The sequence below is a fragment of the Methyloversatilis discipulorum genome (assembly GCF_000527135.1).
In the GTDB taxonomy this organism is placed as follows: domain Bacteria; phylum Pseudomonadota; class Gammaproteobacteria; order Burkholderiales; family Rhodocyclaceae; genus Methyloversatilis; species Methyloversatilis discipulorum.
Genome location: NZ_AZUP01000001.1, coordinates 2,082,754 through 2,101,864, shown reverse-complemented (window position 1 = coordinate 2,101,864; position 19,111 = coordinate 2,082,754). Strand labels below are relative to the sequence as shown.

The following is a 19,111-nucleotide window of genomic DNA, read 5'->3' as shown; positions in this document are numbered from 1 at the left end:
GGCTAGCGCGATTGCGCGAGCCGGCTCGGCGCGGTCAGCTTGGAGTAGAACAGGCAGCCGAGGAACAGCGCCACCGACAGCAGTGTGTAGGCGAGGGCCAGCTGTGCCGACGGGCTGCTGTCCGAAGTCGCGCGCACGATGCCTTCGGTGAAGTAAGCGAGGCTGAGCAGCGACATCCATTGATGCGTGTAGCGCTTGCCGCGCAGGATGCCGAACAGCGCGCCGAGCAGCGGCAGTATCTTCAGCACCAGCCACGAACCGCCCGGCCGCAGCGGAGCCAACCACAGCTCCCAGGCGAGGCCGAGCAGGATGAGGGCGATCAGGCTGGACGAGGCCAGCAGGTTCCAGTGTCGTGCGGTCATGGTCAGGCGGTGAGTTTGAGTGCGGTCAGCGCAAGCCGGCGGCCGAGCGCGAAAGCGAGCCGTGCTTCGGCTTCGGACAACTGAGGTCGCCCATCGTGCCCGCTTACGTGGCTGGCGCCGTAGGGCGTGCCGCCGTCCGGCGTGGTCGACAGATCGGGTTCGGAATAGGGCAGGCCGACGATGAGCATGCCGTGGTGCAGCAGCGGCAGCATCATGCTGAGCAGCGTGCTCTCCTGTCCGCCATGCATCGAGGTGGTCGAGGTGAAGACCGCGGCCGGCTTGCCGGCGAGTGCACCGGCCAGCCACTGCGGGCTGGTACCGTCGAGAAAGTACTTCAGCGGCGCGGCCATGTTGCCGAAGCGGGTCGGACTGCCAAGGGCGAGGCCGATGCATTCGTCGAGGTCGCGGGCTTCCGCGTAGGGCGCACCGTTGTCCGGCACGGCCGGAGCGGTCGCCTCGCAGACGGTCGATACCGGCGGTACCGTGCGCAGGCGCGCTGCCGCGCCGTCGACCGAATCGATGCCGCGACCGATCTGGCGTGCCAGGTTCAGCGTCGATCCGTAGCGGCTGTAATACAGGACGAGAATTTCTTTCAATGCGGGCCATCCAGCAGAATGAGGCCCGGAGTGTACAGCTTTGCCGGCCCCGATCTGCTGACGGGCCTGCCACCTTCCCCGATGTCTTCACCGCTGATCGATCTTCTGATTCGTCCTTTTCACGTGCTGGGTGCAGCCGCATCGCGACACCGCGAGGGCCGCGCCGCGCAGTCGGCGGCCGCGCTCGCGTTCGCCTTGCTGTTCGCGCTGGTGCCGCTGATCGTACTGGTGCGTCAGCTGTCCGTCTGGCTGCCGGACGCGCTGCAGTTCGGCAAGCCGCTGCAGGTCTATCTGACCGGGTCCTTGCTGCCGGACGATGCCGGCTCGGCGGTGGTCCGTCACGCGACGCGCTTCGTCGCCAAGGCGCGGCGGCTGTCGCTGGTCGATCTGCTGCTCCTGCTCGGGAGTGCCTGGGTGTGGGTGCGCACCGCCGACCACGCGCTCAATGCGATGTGGCCGCAGCGACCGCCCCGGCGGCTGCGGCGCACTGCGCTGATCTATTTGGCGCTGCCGGTACTCGCACCGTTCGCGCTCGGCGCCGGCACGGCGCTGAGCCTCTACCTCGTCACCGCCTCGCTCGGCATGGTGAATGAACCGGCCTGGGTCAAGGTTTTCCTGCTGCGCAGTGCGGCAGCGCTGGTCACCGCCGGTTTCCTGTTTTTGCTCTACCGGACCCTGCCGCGCGCCGCCGTCGGCCTGCGCCCCGCGCTGTGGGGCGCCGTCGTGGCAACCGCGCTGCTCACGCTGATGCAGAAGGTGCTCAGTCTGTACATCGAGCACATGCCCGGTTATGCGGTGGTCTATGGCGCGCTGGCCACGCTGCCGGTTTTTCTGCTCTGGCTCTACCTGTTCTGGTCCATCGTGCTGTTCGGCGCGGCGGTGACCGCCGTGCTGCACGACCGGAGCGTGCGGCACTCCGGGTGACTCAGGGGCGGCTGGCAGGATCGGACCGACCACCGCTCGTGTTGGCACTCATTTCCTCGATCTCGAACAGTTCGAAGGCCTGCGTCTGCAGGTCGAGATCGGACAGGCGGGCGTCGCCGAGCCGGTAGCGTCCGCCCGAGTTGTGTGCGATGAGCATGTCCCGGCCATTGGCTTCTCCGGGCGGCAGCATGATGCAGGGGTGCGGGCGGTGACTGGTGAGCGGCGGCAGTCGCAGCGCGGGTACGGCGGCGCGCGACCCCGATGCCTCGAACACGACGGTCGCCGCCTGGGCGCCGTGGCTGAGCAGCTCCACCCCGACATCGATGGCGCCCGCACTGGCGCTGCGCGCCCAGCGCACGACGCAGATCATCCAGTTGCGACTGCCGCTGCCCTTGATCAGCACCGGCAGGCCGGGCCGGACCAGACCGGTCGGGCCGGTATCGAGGCGCAGCGCGAAACCGTTCGGGCTGTCGTTCAGCAAGGTCCAGCCGGTGGTCTGGTTGTCCCAGTCGGCGGCTGGATCGCGCCGTTCGAGCAGGTGCCATATCGCGTCGAAGCCGATCAGCATGCGTATCGCCTGGCCACGTTCGCGCCGTGCGTGCTGCCGTCGCGGCATCGCCATCCAGCGCGCCTGCAGGCGGCGTAGCAGACGTCGCGTGCGCGTCTGACCGAGACAGGCGGGCAGGTACATGTCGGCAACGTTGCCGCCTTCGTCGATCAGGTCGAGATGATGGGCCAGCACCTGACCGAGCCGCTGGCAGGAGCAGTAGAGGATGTGCGGACCGCGTTCCGGGTCGGGCGCCGCCCGCAGCAGCGGCGTCGGGCCGTGATCGTGCTCGTCGTCTATCCAGAACCAGGAATCGAGGTCGCGATGCGGCGGGTTGGGCTGGATCTGCACGGCGCCCGAGTAGCTGCGCACGTAATCGGCGATGTTGAAGAAATCGGCCGGCGCGAGGTGCGGCGGCTGGGCCAGTTCGAGCGCGATCAATTCGCGGTGCAGCTGTTCGGCGTCCGCCGAGCCGGCGATCTGGGTGGCCGGAGTGGCCATCATGCGGGCGTGCATCAGCAGGGCGTGTGCCGTTGTCCACATGCCTGGCGGTACGTCGGCTGCGGTCAGCGTGCGCAGGGCATAGACGTCGAGCAGGCAGAGCATGGCGTGCCCGGCCGCGCGTGACGGCTTGTGTGCAGCGCGAGCTTGCAGGGCGTCGAGATAGCTGCGCGCAATCTGCATCAGCGCGTCGCACAGCAGATCGGCGGCATCGCGCAGCGTGGCCTGCACGGGCAGCGCGCTGGCGGCAAGCTGCGGCTTCAGTGCCGTTGCGCAGGCCAGCGCGCGGTCATGGAAGATGTCGAGCACGCGTACCCGCGCCGGTGCGTCCATGCGCGCCTGGGCGAGCACGCCGAGGCAGGTGGCCAGCGCGGCTGCCTCGTGCCCGGGATCGCCAGCGGCGGGTGTCGCCAGCCAGTCGAGTACTGTCCGCAGTGGGTCTCCGGTCTTTGCCGAGCGCAAAAGGCTGTCGGGCGCGGCAGGAACGGGGGCGGGGGCGGACATCGGGGCGGGGCGCAAGGACGTGTAGAGCGCTGATTCTAGTAAACTCGTGTTTTGTCTGCGCAGGCCATACGCCTCACTTTCCGTCCGCACCATGAACATGCCCACTCCCTCCGCCCAGTCCAAGGCCGCCATCGACCCCGCCGATCGGCTCATCGTGGCGCTTGACGTGCCCTCTGCGGACCAGGCGCGTGCCACCGTCGACCAGCTCGGCGACGCCGTCCGCTTCTACAAGATCGGCCTCGAACTGTTCATGAGCGGCAATTACTTCGAACTGCTCGATTGGTTGATCGCGCGAAACAAGAAGGTTTTCGTCGACCTGAAGTTCTTCGATGTGCCTGAAACCGTGCGCTCCGCGGTGCGCGCGCTGTCGTCCAGCGGCGCCACCTTCGCCACCATTCACGGCAATCAGGCCATCATGGAAGCCGCCGGCGCCGACAAGGGCGCACTGAAGATACTCGCCGTCACCGTGCTCACCAGCCTGGACCGGGGTGATCTCGACGATCTGGGCTTTGCCTGCGACGTCGATGCGCTGGTGCTGTCGCGTGCGCGGCGCGCGCTGGCCGCGGGCTGCGACGGGGTCGTGTCGTCGGGACTGGAGGCGCCGCACATTCGCGCCGAGCTGGGCGAGCGCATCCTGGTGGTGACACCGGGCATCCGGCCGGTCGAGAACCGCCCGGTCGATGATCAGAAGCGCACGGTCGATGTCGCGCAGGCGCTGACCAACGGCGCCGACTACCTGGTGGTCGGGCGGCCGATCCGCAATGCGGCCGATCCGGCGGCGGCCGCCTGGCGCATGCAGGAACAGATCGCGCAGGCGCTCGGCCAGCGCTGATCTTCGGCAGGTGCGCGTCATCAGCCCTTCGGATGATGATGCGCCGGACGCCCTTGCTGCATACTCGTTGCGTCTTCCCTTCCCATCGGGCCCTGCCCGCGCGCGAGTGCTGGCGTCAATACACTCGTTCTCCGCAATGACACGCGTCGGCCGCATCGGCCTCGCCGTGCGCATGCTCTTGATCTTCTGTTCACTGCTGCTGTGCGGGCTGGCGCAGGCGGCGTCCGTGCTCGTGCTGTTGAGCGAGCCGGGCGGCGCCTATGGCGAGTTCGCCGAGGCGCTGAAGAACGAGCGCAGTGCCCGCGGTGGTTTCTCCTTGGCGGTGACGACGCGGAGCGATTTCAATGCTGCCGCCCTGACCTCTCACGACGCCGTGATCGCGGTCGGTGCCGGAGCCTTGCGCACTGTGGTGCAGGCGGACGTGCCGACGCCGGTGCTCAGCGTGCTGGTGCCGCAGAGCGCATTCGAGTCGATGCTGACCACGGGCAACACGCGCCGCTGGTCGGCCATACACATCGATCAGCCCTTCATCCGCCAGGTCGACCTGATACGCATCGCGCTGCCCGAGGCCCGACGGATCGGCGTGCTCTTCGATGCCGCCGACCCGGAGCGCCTGCAGCCCTTGAAGAATGCAGTTGCGGGCACCTCGATGCAGATATCGAGCGGCAGTTTCACCGGCGAGTCGTCGCTGTTCGCTGCGTTGTCGCAGGTACTCGACAACGCCGACGTCTTCCTGGCGCTGCCCGATCCGCAGGTGCACAACGCGGGAACCATACGCAATCTTCTGCTCACTTCGTTTCGTGCGCGCGTGCCGGTCGTCGGCTTCTCGGCGGCGTACGCGCGTGCTGGCGCCGTCATGTCCCTGTACTCGACGCCGGAGCAGATCGCCCGCCAGACGGCGGACGCGATCGCTTTCTGGATGCGCGAGCGCACCTGGCCGACGCCGCGCCATCCTCGACATTTCACCGTGTCGGTCAACGCGCACGTCGCGCGCTCACTCGGGCTGCGCATCGAGGATGGCGATGCATTGCGCGACAAATTGGTCCGCCAGGAGCGTCTGCCATGAAACGCTGGGGCATTCGGCAACGCGTGCTGCTGGTCGCGCTGGCGCCGGTCGTCGTGTTCGGCATCGCGGCCGGCATCTGGATGGTGCTGCACCGGTTGGCCGAACTTGAGAACGGCCTGGTCGAGCGCGGCCGCGCGACTGCGCGGCAAGTGGCGGCCACTGCCGACTACGGGGTGTTTTCCGGCAATACCGAGTCGCTGGTGTCGCTGATCGAAGCGGCGCGTCGCGAGCGCGACGTAAGCGGCATCATGGTTTCGAGTCGTGATGGCGACCTCGTGGTGTCTGGCGGCGAACTCAGTCCGGAAGCCTACTTGCCGGGCAGGCGCCCGGCGGGGCTTGCGCTGATCGAGCTCGAACATTCGTTGATGTTCGTCGAGCCGATACTGCGCAGTGCGGTACTCGACGATCCGGACGTGTTCGACGGTCTGAGCGAGATGCCGGCCGATCGGCAACCGGTGGGCTGGGTGCTGGTCGAGGTGTCGCGCCAGCGGGTCGAGGCGATGAAGGGTGATTTCATCGTCACGACGGCCATCGTCGTGGCCGCTGCACTTTTGGCGGCGAGCGCGTTCGCGATGCGCATCAGCCAGACGGTGACCGGGCCGGTGCGCGAAGTGTCGCGCGCGGTACGCCGCATCGGCGAGGGAGATCTTTCTGCGCGGGTGTCGGTATTTGGCGGGGGGTCGCTGCGCGTGCTGGCCGAGGGCGTGAACGGCATGGCTGAGCGCCTGCTGCGCGCACGCGACGAACTCGAGGCAAGGATTGCGGATGCCACCCGCCAGCTGCGCAGCCGCACCGACGAGGCGGAGCGTGCCAATCATGCGAAGTCGCGTTTCCTCGCCGCCGCCAGCCATGACCTGCGGCAGCCCATGCACGCGCTGGGACTGTTCGTGGCCGAACTGGCCGAGCGCCTGCGCGGATCGGAACACCGCACGCTGATCCGGCAGATTGAGGAATCGGTCGGCGCCATGGAAGATCTGCTCGACGCACTGCTCGACATGTCCAAGCTCGACGCCGGCGGCGTGACGGTGCGCCGGTCGGAATTTCCGCTGCAGCCAATGCTTGCCCGCATCGTCGAGGACTTTGCCGCCGATGCGCTGCAACGCGGCTTGCGGCTGAAGCTCCGGGCAACCGATCTGTGGGTCGAGTCGGACCCCTTGTTGCTTGAACGCATCATGATCAACCTGCTGTCGAACGCGGTGCGCTACACGCAGCGCGGCGGCGTACTGGTGGTCGTGCGGCGGCGCGGCGCCAGTGCGGTGATCGAGGTGCGCGACTCGGGGCCGGGTATACCGCCCGAGGCGCACGACATGATTTTCGAGGAGTTCTATCAGCTGCAGAACCCGGCGCGGGCGCGCGGCCAGGGCCTCGGCCTGGGTCTTGCCATTGTGCGCCGTCTGACCGGTCTGCTCGGGCATGACGTGGCGATCCGCTCGCGCGCGGGGCGCGGCTCGGTGTTCTCGATCGAAGTGCCGGTCGTCGCCGGGCCGGTGGGGCGTCATCAGACGGGCGAGCCGGAGCCGCTGCAGATGCCCCTGTCGGTATTTGTCGTGGTGATCGATGACGATCCGGGGTCGCGCACCAGCATTGCCGGCCTGCTGGCGTCCTGGGGGTGCGAAGTGCTCTGCTCGGCCAACCTCTCGGAGGCGCGCGACATGATGAGACAGCGCGACAAGGTGCCGTCGCTCATCCTGTGCGACTTCCGCCTGGCGGCCGTGGCCAGCGGTATCGACGTGCTCGACGCGCTGCTGGCCGAACAGAGCGGCGACATCGCGGCCGCGCTGGTGACCGGCGACACTGATCCGCAGGTTCGTCGCATGGCCGCCGCGCGTGGCTATCCGGTGCTGCACAAGCCGGTGCGTCCGGCACGCCTGCGTGCGCTGGTGCAGCAGGTCGTGCTCAGGCAGCAGAACCCGGTCGGCTGAGTAGCGGGCGGTCCTTGCGGTAACTCCGGTACTTCGCTAACATCGCGGGTTTTCCTCGTTTCGAAGGAATCGTAATGGTCGTTATTCGCCTCGCGCGTGGGGGTGCCAAGAAGCGCCCGTTCTTCAACATCATCGCCACCGACTCGCGCAATCGTCGCGATGGTCGTTTCATCGAGCGCGTGGGTTACTACAACCCGGTCGCTCCTGAAGGCACCACCAGCCTGTCGGTCAATGCCGAACGTCTGGCCTACTGGCAGAGCGTCGGCGCCCAGCTGAGCCCGACGGTTGCCCGTCTGGTCAAGCAGCAGGCGGCCTGATCAAGCACGTTTCCGAAGCAATGGTCGTACTGGGGCGCATTGCCGCTCCGTTCGGCGTGCAGGGCTGGTTGCATCTGCAGGCCTTTGGCGACGATCCGCAGTCCTGGAAGGTGATCGAGCGTTGGCTGGTCAGCGCCGATGCGGATGCTGCGCGTGAAAGCTGGCGAGAGCTCAAGCTCGATGGCTTCAAGCTGCAGGCCAAGGGGCCTATCGTCCGCTTCGAGGGCTGCAACGACCGGACCGCGGCGGAAAAGCTGGTCGGCCTGTACGTTGCCGCTCAGCGCCACGATCTGCCGGATACGGAAGATGACGAGTACTACTGGGGCGATCTGATCGGCCTCGACGTCGTCAATCAGTCAGGCGTGCGGCTCGGCCGCGTAGACCGGCTGCTGGAAACCGGTGCGAACGACGTGCTGGTCGTGGTCGATGACGCAGCCGGGGCAGGCAAGACCGTAGAGCGCCTCATTCCCTTCGTTTCGGCGGTGGTAAAGGACGTGGACCGTGAAGCAGCGGTCGTGCGTGTCGAATGGGACGCGCAGTGGTAAGTGGTGCGCAAGCGGGGAAGCCGGTCACCTTCGAGGTGATTTCGCTGTTCCCGGAAATGTTTTCAGCCATCGAACGCAGCGGCATCACGCGGCGGGCGATGGAAAGATCGTTGTGGCAGGTCCGGCATACCAATCCGCGCGATTTCGCGACGGACGCGCACCGTACCGTTGACGACCGACCTTACGGCGGTGGTCCGGGCATGGTGATGCTGGCCGAACCGTTGGCCCAGGCGATCGCAAGTTGCAAGGCGCGTCATCCGGCATCGGCCAAGGTCATCCATTTCTCGCCGGCCGGTGAGCGTCTGACGCACCGGCGGGTGATGGATCTGGCAGCGGAGCCGGCGTTGATACTGCTCTGCGGTCGGTACGAGGGCATGGATCAGCGGCTGATCGACCGCGATGTCGATCTGGAGCTGTCTTTGGGTGACTTCGTACTGTCCGGTGGCGAGCTGCCGGCGATGGCGCTGATGGATGCGATCATTCGTCAGTTGCCGGGCGCGCTGAACGATGCAGCGTCCGCGGTCGAGGATTCCTTTGTCGGCGGGCTGCTCGATTGCCCGCACTACACCCGTCCCGAAGTCTGGGACGGCAGGCCGGTGCCCGAGGTGTTGCTGTCCGGCGATCACGCGCGGATACGTCGCTGGCGCGCCGAGCAAGCGCTGGAACTGACGCGCAGGCGTCGTCCAGATCTGCTGGCGCAGGAAGAGAAGTAGTTTTTTGCAGTACGCGGACGGCAGTCGTCATGCCGTTCCCTCAACAAACGCACGCATCACGGTAAACGTGCTCTGCGGCAAGGCAATGCCATAGACCAGGAGTCAAGACATGAATCTGATCCAGCAACTCGAACAGGAAGAAATCGCCCGTCTGGGCAAGAACATCCCCGACTTCGCGCCAGGCGACACCGTCATCGTCAATGTGAACGTGGTCGAAGGCGACCGCAAGCGTGTCCAGGCCTACGAAGGCGTCGTGATCGCCAAGCGTAACCGTGGTCTGAACTCGAACTTCATCGTCCGCAAGATTTCCAGCGGCGAAGGTGTCGAGCGTACCTTCCAGACCTATTCGCCGCTGATCGCGTCGATCGAAGTGAAGCGCCGTGGCGATGTCCGTCGCGCCAAGCTGTACTACCTGCGTGAGCGCTCGGGCAAGTCGGCGCGCATCAAGGAAAAGCTGGCCAAGCGCAGCGCGCCGAAGAGCGCAGCCTGAGATCCGGCTGGCAGCAATAAAAAAGGGACCGCGAGGTCCCTTTTTTATTGCGTGCGCGTCTGGCGCTTGTCGGCGCTTACTTGTGCCCAGGCGGAGTGATTGTGGATGGACTCGAAGTTCTCCACCTCCAGCGTGTAGGCGCGCACCCTTTCCTCGGTGTTCAGCCGGGCGGCGATGTCGCGCACCATGTCTTCGACGAATTTCGGATTTTCGTAGGCGCGTTCCGTCACGTACTTCTCGTCCGGGCGTTTGAGCAGGCCGTACAGATCACAGGAGGCCTCCTGTTCGACGATGTCGATCAGGTCCTCGACCATCAGATTGCCTTCGATGACGGCGTCTATCGTCACGTGTGAGCGTTGGTTGTGCGCCCCGTACTGCGAAATTCTCTTCGAGCAGGGACACAGGCTGGTAACCGGCACCAGCACGCGCAGCGTGAAGGTATAGCCACCGTTAGAGCCGACACGCGCGGTGAAACCGACCTCGTAGTCGAGCACGCTCTGTACGCCCGACACCGGTGCCGATTTCCGGCGGAAATAGGGGAAGCGCAGCGATATTTCGCCGCTGTCGGCTTCCAGACGATCGAGCATGTTACGGACCAGTGTCTCAAAGGCCGGTGGAGCGAGCGGGGTGTCCAGACCGTTCAGCAACTCGACGAAGCGCGACATGTGCGTGCCTTTCAGATGGGCAGGCAGGCTGACGAACAAGCCGCATTCGGCCACGGTGCCCTGTACCCAGCCATCGCGGCCACGCACGCTGATCGGGTGACGGATGCCGCGGATGCCGACTTTCTCGATCGGCAGTTCGCGCGGGTCCAGCGTGTTCTGGACGTCGGGAATGGCGTGCGGATCGCGAGCATTCATGCTGAACCCCTGGTTTCTCTACATGATCATTTGTTGCATGTAGATTAACATCGGGTTCTGCTCCACTCAAGCCGGAATGCACGAAAAAAAGCCCGGCAGCGCCGGGCTTTTGCCTTCCGCGAAGCAGGGGCTTCAGTGCGTCAGCGCGTTCAGCGCCGCGGCCACCTGGGTGCGTACCCCGGCGGTGTCGAGCCCGACTTCGGCATAGAGCAGTGCCGGATCCCCGTGATCGACGAAGCGATCGGGCAAGCCGATGCGCAGCACGCGACAGGACAGGCCCGCGTTGTGAATCACCCGCTCGACCTCCGCGCCAGCACCACCGATGAGCGCGTTTTCCTCCAGCGTCACGATGAGCCGGTGCTTCTGAGCGAGCTGGATCACCAGGGCTTCGTCCAGTGGCTTGGCAAAGCGCATATTGGCCACGCTGGCATCGAACTCGTCTGCAACCGCAAGCGCCGGCGTCAGCATGGCGCCGAAGGCGAGCAGGGCGGTCTCACCCTGACCGGAGCGCCGAAGTTCGCCGCGACCGATCGGCAACGCCGTCATCGTGTCCCGCGGTACAACGCCGGGGCCGCTGCCACGCGGGTAACGCACCGCAGTGGGCCCCTTGTGCATGTACGCGGTGTAGAGCATCTGACGACATTCGTTCTCGTCGCTCGGCGTCATCACGACGAGGTTGGGCAGGCAGAGCAGATAGGACAGGTCGAAGGCGCCGTGGTGGGTGGCGCCGTCGGCACCGACCAGACCGGCACGGTCCAGCGCCATCATGACCGGCAGGTTCTGCAGGCAGATATCGTGGATGAGCTGGTCGTAGGCGCGCTGCAGGAAGGTCGAGTAGATCGCGACCACCGGCTTGATGCCTTCGCAGGCAAGTCCGGCGGCAAAGGTGAGCGCGTGCTGCTCGGCGATGCCCACGTCGAAATAGCGCTGCGGGTACTCTGCGGCGTAGCGCACCATGCCCGAGCCTTCGCGCATCGCCGGCGTGATCGCCATCAGCTTGTCGCAGCGGGCAGCCATGTCGCACAGCCAGTCGCCGAACACCTGGGTGTAGGTCAGCTTGCCACCGCCCTTGCCGGTCTGGATGCCGGCATGGTGATCGAACTTGCCGACGCCGTGATAGAGGATGGGGTCGGCCTCGGCCAGCTTGTAGCCGTATCCCTTCTTCGTGATCACGTGCAGGAATTTCGGGCCCGGCAGTTCGCGCAGGTTCTCCAGCGTCGGGATCAGCGCGTCGAGGTCGTGGCCGTCGATCGGGCCGTAGTAATGGAAACCGAATTCCTCGAACAGCGTGCCCGGCGTGATCATGCCCTTCACGTGCTCTTCCGCCCGCTTGGCGAATTCGCGCAGCGAGGGTGCGATTTCCAGAACCTTGGCGCCGGCCCGGCGGGCGGCGTTGTAGGTGTGACCGGACAGCAGGCGGGTCAGATACTTGTTCAGCGCGCCGACCGGCGGCGAAATCGACATGTCGTTGTCGTTGAGGATGACCAGCAGGTCGGCGTCCTCGACACCCGCGTTGTTCAGTGCCTCGAAGGCCATGCCGGCCGTCATCGCGCCGTCACCGATCACGGCGATACTGTGCCGCTTCTGCCCCAGGGCGCGGGCGGCTATGGCCATGCCCAGTGCGGCCGAGATTGAGGTCGACGAATGCGCCGTGCCGAAGGTGTCGTAGGTGCTTTCGCAGCGGCGCGGAAATCCGCTCACGCCCTTGTACTGACGCAGCGTCGCCATGCCTTCCCGGCGACCCGTGAGTATCTTGTGCGCGTAGGTCTGATGACCGACGTCCCAGACGATGCGGTCGTCAGGAGTGTTGTAGACGCGGTGCAGCGCCACCGTCAGCTCCACCGTGCCGAGATTGGACGACAGGTGACCACCGGTGCGCGACACCGATTCGACCAGAAAGGCGCGCAGTTCCGTGGCGAGCTGAGAAAGCCGTCGGCTGTCGAGTTTGCGGACATCGGCCGGCGAGTCGATCGTTTCCAGCAGCGGGTAGGCGCTCATCGTGTGCAGGGATCTGTCCATATCAGTGTTTCCTCGTCAGCACGAAATCCGCCAGTTCGCGCAGGCGACGCGCCTCGTCCCCGAAGGGTGAGAGGCTGTCGATCGCTTCGGCGTGCAGCTCGCGAGCGCGCTCACGCGCGCGCACAAGTCCCAGCGTGCTGACGTAGGTCGGCTTGTTCGCGGCGGCGTCCTTGCCGGCCGTCTTGCCGAGTGCCTCGGTACTGGCCTCGCAGTCGAGCACGTCGTCGACCACCTGGAAAAGAAGGCCGACGGTACCTGCATAGTGGTCCAGTCGCGCCTGCGCGTCTACGTCCAATTGTCCGCAGGCGGCACCGAGGCGCACCGCACAGCGGATCAGGGCGCCGGTCTTGTGGATGTGCATGAATTCGAGTTCTGCCACGCCGAGCGCGATGCCGACCGACGCCAGGTCGATGGCCTGACCGCCGGCCATGCCGCGCGAGCCCGAGGCGATAGCGAGCTGGCTGACCATCCGGACCCGGGTTTCAGCCGCAACGTCGCAGTGCTCCGACAGCAGCAGGAAGGCGAGTGACTGCAGGCTGTCACCGACCAGCAGTGCGGTGGCGTCGTCGTACTGCACGTGCACGGTGGGCTTGCCGCGGCGCAACACGTCGTCGTCCATGCAGGGCATGTCGTCGTGTACCAGCGAATAGGCGTGTATCAGCTCGACCGCGCAGGCGGCGGCGTCGAGTGCCGCGCTCGAGGCGCCGGACAGTGCGCCGGCCGCGTGACAGAGCAGCGGACGCACGCGCTTGCCGCCGCCAAGCACTGCGTAGCGCATGGCGTCATGCAGGCGCGACGGCGCCACTGCTGCGGCGGGCAGGAAGCGGTCGAGGGCGGCTTCGGTACGCGTCTGGACGGCAGCGACCCAGTCGGCGAAAGAGGGTACGGCCTCAGTCATGATCGCCATCGCCAACCGGCAGGTCGCGCAGCAGACCGTCTTCCAGCATCTGCACCTTCTGTTCGGCCGCGCTGAGCGCGGTCTGACAATGGCGCACCAGTTCGACGCCGCGCTGATAGCGTTCGAGCGCGCCGTCCAGCGGCAGCTTGCCGTCCTCCATCGCACGGACGATGGCTTCGAGCTCTTCGATCGCCTGCTCGAAGCTGGCGGGTGCGGAAGCCGCTTCTGCTTTTCTGGTCATGCTGATTAGGGCGTCGGGCAAACTCTGAAAAATAGCTGATCCACATCAGCCGGTCAAACGCGCAAGTGGTTATACTGCCCGGCTTTGTCACGCGTTTGCGTGCATCGTCCGTGGTCGCAGAAACCCTGCGCCGCGGGGTCCGCGATGGCAGGCACGCGGTTTTCCAACTTTGACTTCGGGGGTTGGGGAATGTCCGATATACAGTCCATTACCCGTCTTGAACCGGCGCAATCGCAGTTTCCGGTTTCCTGGTACTTCGATCAGCCGTTGTTCGAACTCGAGAAGCGTGTGCTTTTCGACAACGGGCCGGGCTATGTAGGCCATGAGTTGATGGTGCCGAACGTTGGCGACTATCACACCCTCGGCTGGGCCGACGATGCGCTGATGCTGGTGCGCAACGAGGCCGGCATCGAACTGCTGTCCAATGTGTGCCGCCATCGTCAGGCCTTGATGATGAAGGGGCGCGGCAACACGCCGAACATCGTCTGCCCGGTACACCGCTGGACTTACGACACGCATGGCGAACTGCTGGGTGCGCCGCACTTCCCGAACACGCCCTGCCTGAACCTGAAGCGTCAGCCGCTGCAGAACTGGAAAGGGCTGCTGTTTTCCGGCAAGCGCGACATCGCCGCCGATCTGGCCGGCATGGACGTCGCTCCCGCGCTCGACTTCTCGGGCTACATGCTCGACCACGTCGAGATGCACCAGTGCAACTACAACTGGAAAACCTTCATCGAGGTCTATCTCGAGGACTACCACGTCGAGCCCTTCCATCCAGGGCTGGGCAAGTTCGTCACCTGCGAGGACCTGAGCTGGCAGTTCGCGCGCGACTACTCGGTGCAGCGGGTCGGCGTAAACAACAGGCTCGCCCGCCCGGGCACACCGGCCTACGAGCGCTGGCACCGCGCCGTGCTCGACTTCTATCGCGGCGAAGTGCCGCCGCACGGCGCGATCTGGCTGACTTACTACCCGAACATCATGGTCGAGTGGTATCCGCACGTGCTCGTCGTGAGCACCTTGTATCCGCAGTCGGTCGATCGCACGATGAATGTGGTCGAGTTCTACTACCCGGAAGAGATCGTGCTGTTCGAGCGCGAATTCATCGAAGCCGAGCGCGCGGCCTATATGGAAACGGCGCGCGAGGACGACGAGATCGGCGAGCGGATGGACGCTGGCCGGCGCGCGCTGATGAAGCAGGGACGGTCCGAAGTCGGCCCCTACCAGTCACCAATGGAAGACGGCATGCAGCACTTCCACGAGTGGTACCGGCGCGAAATGGTGGACTATCTTTGAGCGCAGCACGGTACAGCGGGCGTGACGGGGCACTTCGGTGCCCCGTTTTCTTGCCGGAGCAGGCGTCGTGAAGTCACTGTGGATGGTGGCGGCCAGCCTGCTGTTCGCGTCCATGGGCGTGTGCGTGAAGCTGGCCAGCGAGGCGCTGCCCGCCTCCGAAATCGCTTTCTACCGTGCCTTCATTTCCTTGCTGCTGATCGCCGCCGTCATGCGCCTGCGCGGCGCGTCGTTCGCGACACCGCACGCGGCGATGCACCTGAAACGCGGCGTGTCCGGCGCCATTTCGCTCATCCTGTATTTCCAGGCCATCGCACTGCTGCCCTTGCCGACGGCGGTGACGCTGAACTACACGTCGCCGCTGTTCATGGCGGCCTGGCTGGGCTTCACCGTCAGCGGCGAACTGTCAAAGCCGGTCGCGCTGGCGCTGGTGACCGGCTTTGCCGGCGTCGTTCTGGTTCTGCAACCGACGCTGGGCAGCGAGCAGTGGGTTGGCGGCCTGTGCGGCCTCGCTTCGGGGATGATCGCGACCATGGCCTATCTGAGCGTGCGTGACCTCGGTCAGCTGGGTGAGCCGGAATGGCGCACCGTACTCTACTTCTCGCTCTGCTCCTCGGTGTTCGGCGCCGTGTGGGCGCTGATCGACGGCGGCTTTCACCTGCCGGATCAGCGCACCTGTGCACTGCTGCTGGGTGTTGGCGTGTTCGGCGCCGCAGCCCAGCTGTGCATGACCGCGGCGTACAAGGGCGGGCGCACGCTGGTGTCGGCCAGTCTGGCCTACACCACGGTGGCCTTCTCCACGCTATACGGCGTGCTGCTGTGGAACGATGTGCCGTCGGCCGCGGTCTGGCTGGGCATGGTGCTGATTGTCGCGAGCGGCGTGCTGGCGATGCTCAATCCGCCGCCGGCGAAGCTATAGTCGAAGTGCGGGGCGTGCCCCCGCCTCTGTGTCGGCAGACCCCAGGAGGTAAGAAAAATGATCACGAGCGAATACAGCGGCAATCTGGTGACGGTATCGGCCTTCGGTGAATTCACGCTGGCCGACTATCGGGAGTTCGAGGATCTGGTCAATTACCGGATCAAGTTCGAGGGTGTCGTGAACCTGCTGATCGACCTGCGGCAGATGACCGACTTCACGCTCGACATGGCGCTCGAGGAACTGCGTTTTGCCCGCGCGCACAGCCACGATTTCGGACGTGTCGCGGTGATAGCCGGCACGCCGTGGGTGGCGTGGACGGCCTGGCTGTCGCAGGTGTTCGTCGATGCCGACGTGACCGTGTTCGACGACGAAGCGGCCGCGCGCGACTGGCTGGCGGAGACCGTCTGAACGATGAGTGTGCTCATTTCCGCGGCCGAGTTGGCCGCCGCGGCGGGTGATGCCCGCCTGGTCATCGTCGATTGTCGTCACGATCTTGCGCAGCCGGCATCCGGCGAGGCGGCGTGGCGCAAAGCGCACATCCCCGGCGCGCTGTTCATGCATCTGGATCGTGACCTGTCGGCGGCGAAGACCGGCCGCAATGGTCGCCATCCGCTGCCGTCGCCTCAGGATTTCGCCGCGCTGCTCGGGGCGCGCGGCATTTCGCCAGCGCACCGCGTGGTGGCTTATGACGACGCTGGCGGCATGTTCGCTGCCCGCCTGTGGTGGATGCTGCGCTGGGTGGGTCACCGCGATGCCGCGGTGCTCGATGGCGGCCTGAGCGCGTGGAAGGCCGCGGGCGGCGCGCTCGACCAGACCGTGCGCACATTGCCGCCCATGGATTACCCGCTTGGCGCCGTCGAAGCGACCCTCGACGCTGACGCGCTGCTCGCCAACCTGGAGAGCGGCCAACGCCTGCTGGTCGATGCCCGCGCGCCCGACCGCTTCCGCGGCGAGAACGAGACGCTGGATCCGGTCGGTGGGCATATTCCTGGTGCGGTGAACCGCTTCTTCAAGCTCAATATCGGTGACGACGGCCGCTTCAAGCCGGCCGACGTGCTGCGCGCAGAGTGGCATGAACTGATCGGCGGCCGCGATCCGGCTTCGCTGGTCATGCAGTGCGGCAGCGGCGTTACCGCTTGCCACAACCTGCTGGCGCTCGAAGTGGCCGGCCTGTCCGGTGCGCAGCTCTACCCCGGTTCGTGGAGCGAGTGGTGCAGCGATCCGGCGCGGCCGATGACGCGCTGAGCGACGAGCGCATTGCGGAAACGTTGCTCGTGCTGGTCGCCGGGCGGGCGCCCGGGCGCTCGATCTGTCCGTCGGAAGTCGCGCGTGCGCTGACGCCCGACTGGCGCCCGCTGATGCCCAGGGTCCGCGACGTCGCCCGCCGGCTGGCGCGCAAAGGTCGTGTCGTGGTCACCCAGGGCGGCGACGTGCGCGATCCGCGTGCCGACTGGCGCGGGCCGATACGCATCTCTCAGCCGCCGGGCAGCGCGTCCGGTTCGATCTGAGCGAACTGCTCGCCAAGGAAGTCGAGCAGGCGCCTGACCCGCAGCGGCATGTGCCGGCCCGCCGGCAGCATCGCGTGCAGCGGGAAATCCTCGCCGCGCCAGTCGGTCAGCAGTTCGACCAGGCGCCCGGCGTGCAGGTCGTCCACCACGTCCAGCCGTGCCTTGGTCGCGATGCCCAGACCCTGCAGCACCCACTGACGCACCAGCGCGCCGTCGTAGGCGAGCCGGTTGCCCTGCACGCGCACGGTCGTGTCGACGCCGCCACGCTCGAAGCGCCAGGCCAGATGCGGGCGTCCGCTGCGATAGAGCGCGATGCAGTTGTGCTGCGTCAGATCGGACGGCTGCTGCGGCGCGCCGTGGCGTGCGACGTACTCGGGCGAGGCCACCACCACGCGTCGGGTCACGTGCAGCCGGCGCGCGACCAGTGACGAATCCGGCAGCTCTCCATAGCGCACCGCCAGATCGACCCGCTCGCGCACCAGGTCCTGCAGCGTGTCTGATACGTAGAGCGCCAGCCGCACGCCGGGATGCTGTTCGATGAAGTGATCCAGCATGGCCGACAGCGCGCCGCGACCGAGGTCGGACGGCGCCGCGAGGTGGATGTCGCCGGACAGCGTTTCGCGGCCGGCGCCGAGCAGGGCGCGCGCGTCGTCGATGTCGCCGAGCGCCCGTCGGGCATGGTCGCGCAGCAGTTCGCCCTCGGCGGTCAGCCGCATCGAACGGGTGGAGCGCTCGACCAGCCGCGCGCCGAAGGCCGATTCGAGCCGCTTCAGTGCAGCGCTGGCGGCGGCCGGTGTCAGCTGCAACTGCCGTGCGGCGGCGCTGAGCGAGCCGGCGTCGGCGATGCGCACGAACAGTTCGAGCTGGGACAGTGTCAGGTCACGCGGGAGCATGGTGGTTTGATCTTCAAAGATCGCTTGAAGATGTATTGAGCAGACGCCGGATTATCAATCCATCGGCCAGTCGGTAGCATGGTGACCTGCAATCAACAGGAGTCGCACCATGAAAGCCGTTGCGTTCAGGGAGAACCTGCCGGTCGAGCGCGAGGACAGCCTGGTCGATATCGACCTTCCGCGTCCTGAAGCCCGCGGCCGCGATCTGCTCGTGCGCATCGAGGCGATCGCGGTCAATCCGGTCGATACCAAGGTGCGCCGTTTCCATGCGCCGCCGGCCGACGGAGCCTGGCGCGTGGCCGGCTGGGACGCGGCCGGCGTGGTCGAGGCGGTGGGCGAACAGGTGACGCGCTTCCGCCCGGGCGATCGCGTCTGGTACGCCGGCGATCTGACCCGCCAGGGCAGCAACGCCGAGTTCCAGGCGGTGGATGAACGCCTGGTCGGCCGCATGCCGTCCTCGCTCGGCTTTGCCGAGGCGGCGGCGTTGCCGCTGACCGCCATCACCGCCTGGGAACTGCTGTTCGACCGGCTGCAACTGCGTGACGCAGAGGGGCGCTTGCTCATCGTCGGCGCCGCTGGAGGTGTCGGTTCGATCATGATCCAGCTGGCCCGGGCGCTGACCCGCACGACGGTGATCGCCACCGCGTCGCGCAGCGAAACCGCCGACTGGGTGATTCAGCTCGGCGCGCATCACGTGATCGATCACCGCCGTCCGCTGGCCGAGGCGCTGCGCGAGGCCGGCATCGCGTCGGTCACCCATGCGGCCAGCCTGACGCATACCGACCACCACTACCCGCAGATCGTCGAGGCGCTGGCGCCGCAGGGCCGGCTTGGCCTGATCGACGATCCGGCGCATCCGCTCGACGTGCTCGCGCTGAAACGCAAGAGCCTGTCGCTGCACTGGGAACTGATGTTCACCCGTTCGCTCTACCAGACCGACGACATGGCCGAGCAGGGCCGCCTGCTCGACGAGGTGGCCGACTTGGTCGACGCCGGCTGCCTGCGCAGCACGCTGGGCGAGCATTTCGGCGTCATCAACGCGGCCAACCTGCGCCGCGCACACGCACTGCTGGAAAGCGGTCGCGCACGCGGAAAGATCGTGCTTCAGGGTTTCTGATTCTTCTTCCGGCGGCTGCTCAGGCCGCGCCCCCCATCCATCCACGG

Annotated in this window: 22 protein-coding genes; 14 read left to right on the top strand and 8 right to left on the bottom strand. The window is 66.4% G+C overall.

The genetic code is table 11. From position 1 onward, the window contains the following. Window positions 1-2: 2 nt before the first annotated feature. Together METFAM1_RS0109675 and wrbA are read right to left on the bottom strand one after the other, a co-directional pair. On the bottom strand, window positions 3-362 hold the full coding sequence (locus METFAM1_RS0109675) for a DUF2069 domain-containing protein (protein WP_019919411.1): 360 nt from the start codon (window positions 360-362) through the stop codon (window positions 3-5). Window positions 363-364: 2 nt separating this feature from the next. Continuing rightward, a complete protein-coding gene (gene wrbA, locus METFAM1_RS0109670; protein ID WP_019919410.1) occupies window positions 365-958 on the bottom strand; it encodes an NAD(P)H:quinone oxidoreductase in 594 nt (197 codons plus the stop codon). 81 nt (window positions 959-1,039) lie between these two features. On the opposite strand from wrbA, the gene METFAM1_RS0109665 reads away from it, so the two are divergent. After that, window positions 1,040-1,882: a YihY/virulence factor BrkB family protein gene (locus METFAM1_RS0109665; RefSeq protein WP_232419716.1), complete on the top strand. Its 843-nt coding sequence runs from the start codon at window positions 1,040-1,042 to the stop codon at window positions 1,880-1,882. Window position 1,883: 1 nt separating this feature from the next. On the opposite strand, the gene METFAM1_RS0109660 is transcribed toward METFAM1_RS0109665, so the two are convergent. Next, window positions 1,884-3,434: a cyclic-di-GMP receptor FimW-related protein gene (locus tag METFAM1_RS0109660; RefSeq protein ID WP_232419713.1), complete on the bottom strand. Its 1,551-nt coding sequence runs from the start codon at window positions 3,432-3,434 to the stop codon at window positions 1,884-1,886. A gap of 97 nt (window positions 3,435-3,531) precedes the next feature. Between METFAM1_RS0109660 and pyrF the strand changes: the two genes are divergently transcribed. The 7 genes from pyrF (at window position 3,532) to rplS (ending at window position 9,319) form a co-directional block, all read left to right on the top strand. After that, complete coding sequence (gene pyrF, locus METFAM1_RS0109655; RefSeq protein WP_024300612.1) at window positions 3,532-4,266, top strand: orotidine-5'-phosphate decarboxylase; 735 nt, start codon at window positions 3,532-3,534, stop codon at window positions 4,264-4,266. 10 nt (window positions 4,267-4,276) lie between these two features. Further along, entirely contained in the window at window positions 4,277-5,332 is a 1,056-nt protein-coding gene (locus METFAM1_RS0109650; protein ID WP_232419711.1) for an ABC transporter substrate-binding protein, read from the top strand. Further along, the gene (locus METFAM1_RS0109645) at window positions 5,329-7,254 is read left to right on the top strand and encodes a hybrid sensor histidine kinase/response regulator (RefSeq protein ID WP_019919405.1); all 1,926 of its coding nucleotides are present in this window, start codon (window positions 5,329-5,331) and stop codon (window positions 7,252-7,254) included. The genes METFAM1_RS0109650 and METFAM1_RS0109645 overlap by 4 nt, the downstream gene beginning before the upstream one ends. Before the next feature lie 74 nt (window positions 7,255-7,328). After that, the gene (gene rpsP, locus METFAM1_RS0109640) at window positions 7,329-7,571 is read left to right on the top strand and encodes a 30S ribosomal protein S16 (RefSeq protein ID WP_019919404.1); all 243 of its coding nucleotides are present in this window, start codon (window positions 7,329-7,331) and stop codon (window positions 7,569-7,571) included. A 20-nt stretch (window positions 7,572-7,591) separates the two neighbouring features. After that, window positions 7,592-8,116 (top strand): ribosome maturation factor RimM, encoded by a 525-nt coding sequence (gene rimM / locus METFAM1_RS0109635; RefSeq protein ID WP_019919403.1) that lies wholly within the window; start codon window positions 7,592-7,594, stop codon window positions 8,114-8,116. Continuing rightward, window positions 8,098-8,829 carry a tRNA (guanosine(37)-N1)-methyltransferase TrmD gene (gene trmD, locus METFAM1_RS0109630; RefSeq protein WP_024300611.1) on the top strand — a complete coding sequence of 244 codons (732 nt, stop codon included), beginning with the start codon at window positions 8,098-8,100 and terminating at the stop codon, window positions 8,827-8,829. The genes rimM and trmD overlap by 19 nt, the downstream gene beginning before the upstream one ends. 109 nt (window positions 8,830-8,938) lie before the next feature. Then, a complete protein-coding gene (gene rplS / locus METFAM1_RS0109625; protein WP_019919401.1) occupies window positions 8,939-9,319 on the top strand; it encodes a 50S ribosomal protein L19 in 381 nt (126 codons plus the stop codon). A gap of 44 nt (window positions 9,320-9,363) precedes the next feature. Here the strand turns inward: rplS and folE2 are convergent, their stop codons facing one another. From folE2 to xseB, 4 genes are all read right to left on the bottom strand, one after another. Further along, window positions 9,364-10,179, bottom strand: coding sequence for a GTP cyclohydrolase FolE2 (gene folE2 / locus METFAM1_RS0109620; protein ID WP_019919400.1), 816 nt, complete (start codon window positions 10,177-10,179; stop codon window positions 9,364-9,366). A gap of 132 nt (window positions 10,180-10,311) precedes the next feature. Next, window positions 10,312-12,198 carry a 1-deoxy-D-xylulose-5-phosphate synthase gene (gene dxs, locus METFAM1_RS0109615; protein WP_019919399.1) on the bottom strand — a complete coding sequence of 629 codons (1,887 nt, stop codon included), beginning with the start codon at window positions 12,196-12,198 and terminating at the stop codon, window positions 10,312-10,314. A gap of 1 nt (window position 12,199) precedes the next feature. Further along, window positions 12,200-13,096: a polyprenyl synthetase family protein gene (locus tag METFAM1_RS0109610; protein ID WP_019919398.1), complete on the bottom strand. Its 897-nt coding sequence runs from the start codon at window positions 13,094-13,096 to the stop codon at window positions 12,200-12,202. Beyond that, a complete protein-coding gene (gene xseB / locus METFAM1_RS0109605) occupies window positions 13,089-13,337 on the bottom strand; it encodes an exodeoxyribonuclease VII small subunit (protein WP_019919397.1) in 249 nt (82 codons plus the stop codon). The genes METFAM1_RS0109610 and xseB overlap by 8 nt, the downstream gene beginning before the upstream one ends. Window positions 13,338-13,526: 189 nt before the next feature. On the opposite strand from xseB, the gene METFAM1_RS0109600 reads away from it, so the two are divergent. From METFAM1_RS0109600 to METFAM1_RS0109580, 5 genes are all read left to right on the top strand, one after another. Beyond that, window positions 13,527-14,630, top strand: coding sequence for an aromatic ring-hydroxylating oxygenase subunit alpha (locus tag METFAM1_RS0109600; protein WP_019919396.1), 1,104 nt, complete (start codon window positions 13,527-13,529; stop codon window positions 14,628-14,630). 67 nt (window positions 14,631-14,697) lie between these two features. Continuing rightward, window positions 14,698-15,546: a DMT family transporter gene (locus METFAM1_RS0109595; RefSeq protein ID WP_024300609.1), complete on the top strand. Its 849-nt coding sequence runs from the start codon at window positions 14,698-14,700 to the stop codon at window positions 15,544-15,546. Window positions 15,547-15,603: 57 nt separating this feature from the next. Further along, a complete protein-coding gene (locus METFAM1_RS0109590; RefSeq protein ID WP_019919394.1) occupies window positions 15,604-15,954 on the top strand; it encodes a SpoIIAA family protein in 351 nt (116 codons plus the stop codon). A gap of 3 nt (window positions 15,955-15,957) precedes the next feature. Then, entirely contained in the window at window positions 15,958-16,791 is an 834-nt protein-coding gene (locus METFAM1_RS0109585) for a sulfurtransferase (RefSeq protein WP_019919393.1), read from the top strand. Next, entirely contained in the window at window positions 16,758-17,054 is a 297-nt protein-coding gene (locus METFAM1_RS0109580; RefSeq protein ID WP_036271680.1) for a DUF3253 domain-containing protein, read from the top strand. The genes METFAM1_RS0109585 and METFAM1_RS0109580 overlap by 34 nt, the downstream gene beginning before the upstream one ends. On the opposite strand, the gene METFAM1_RS0109575 is transcribed toward METFAM1_RS0109580, so the two are convergent. Next, window positions 17,021-17,947 carry a LysR family transcriptional regulator gene (locus METFAM1_RS0109575; protein WP_019919391.1) on the bottom strand — a complete coding sequence of 309 codons (927 nt, stop codon included), beginning with the start codon at window positions 17,945-17,947 and terminating at the stop codon, window positions 17,021-17,023. The two genes, METFAM1_RS0109580 and METFAM1_RS0109575, sit on opposite strands and share 34 nt — an antisense overlap. Window positions 17,948-18,056: 109 nt before the next feature. On the opposite strand from METFAM1_RS0109575, the gene METFAM1_RS0109570 reads away from it, so the two are divergent. Beyond that, a complete protein-coding gene (locus METFAM1_RS0109570) occupies window positions 18,057-19,064 on the top strand; it encodes a zinc-binding alcohol dehydrogenase family protein (RefSeq protein WP_019919390.1) in 1,008 nt (335 codons plus the stop codon). Window positions 19,065-19,111 lie beyond the last annotated feature (47 nt).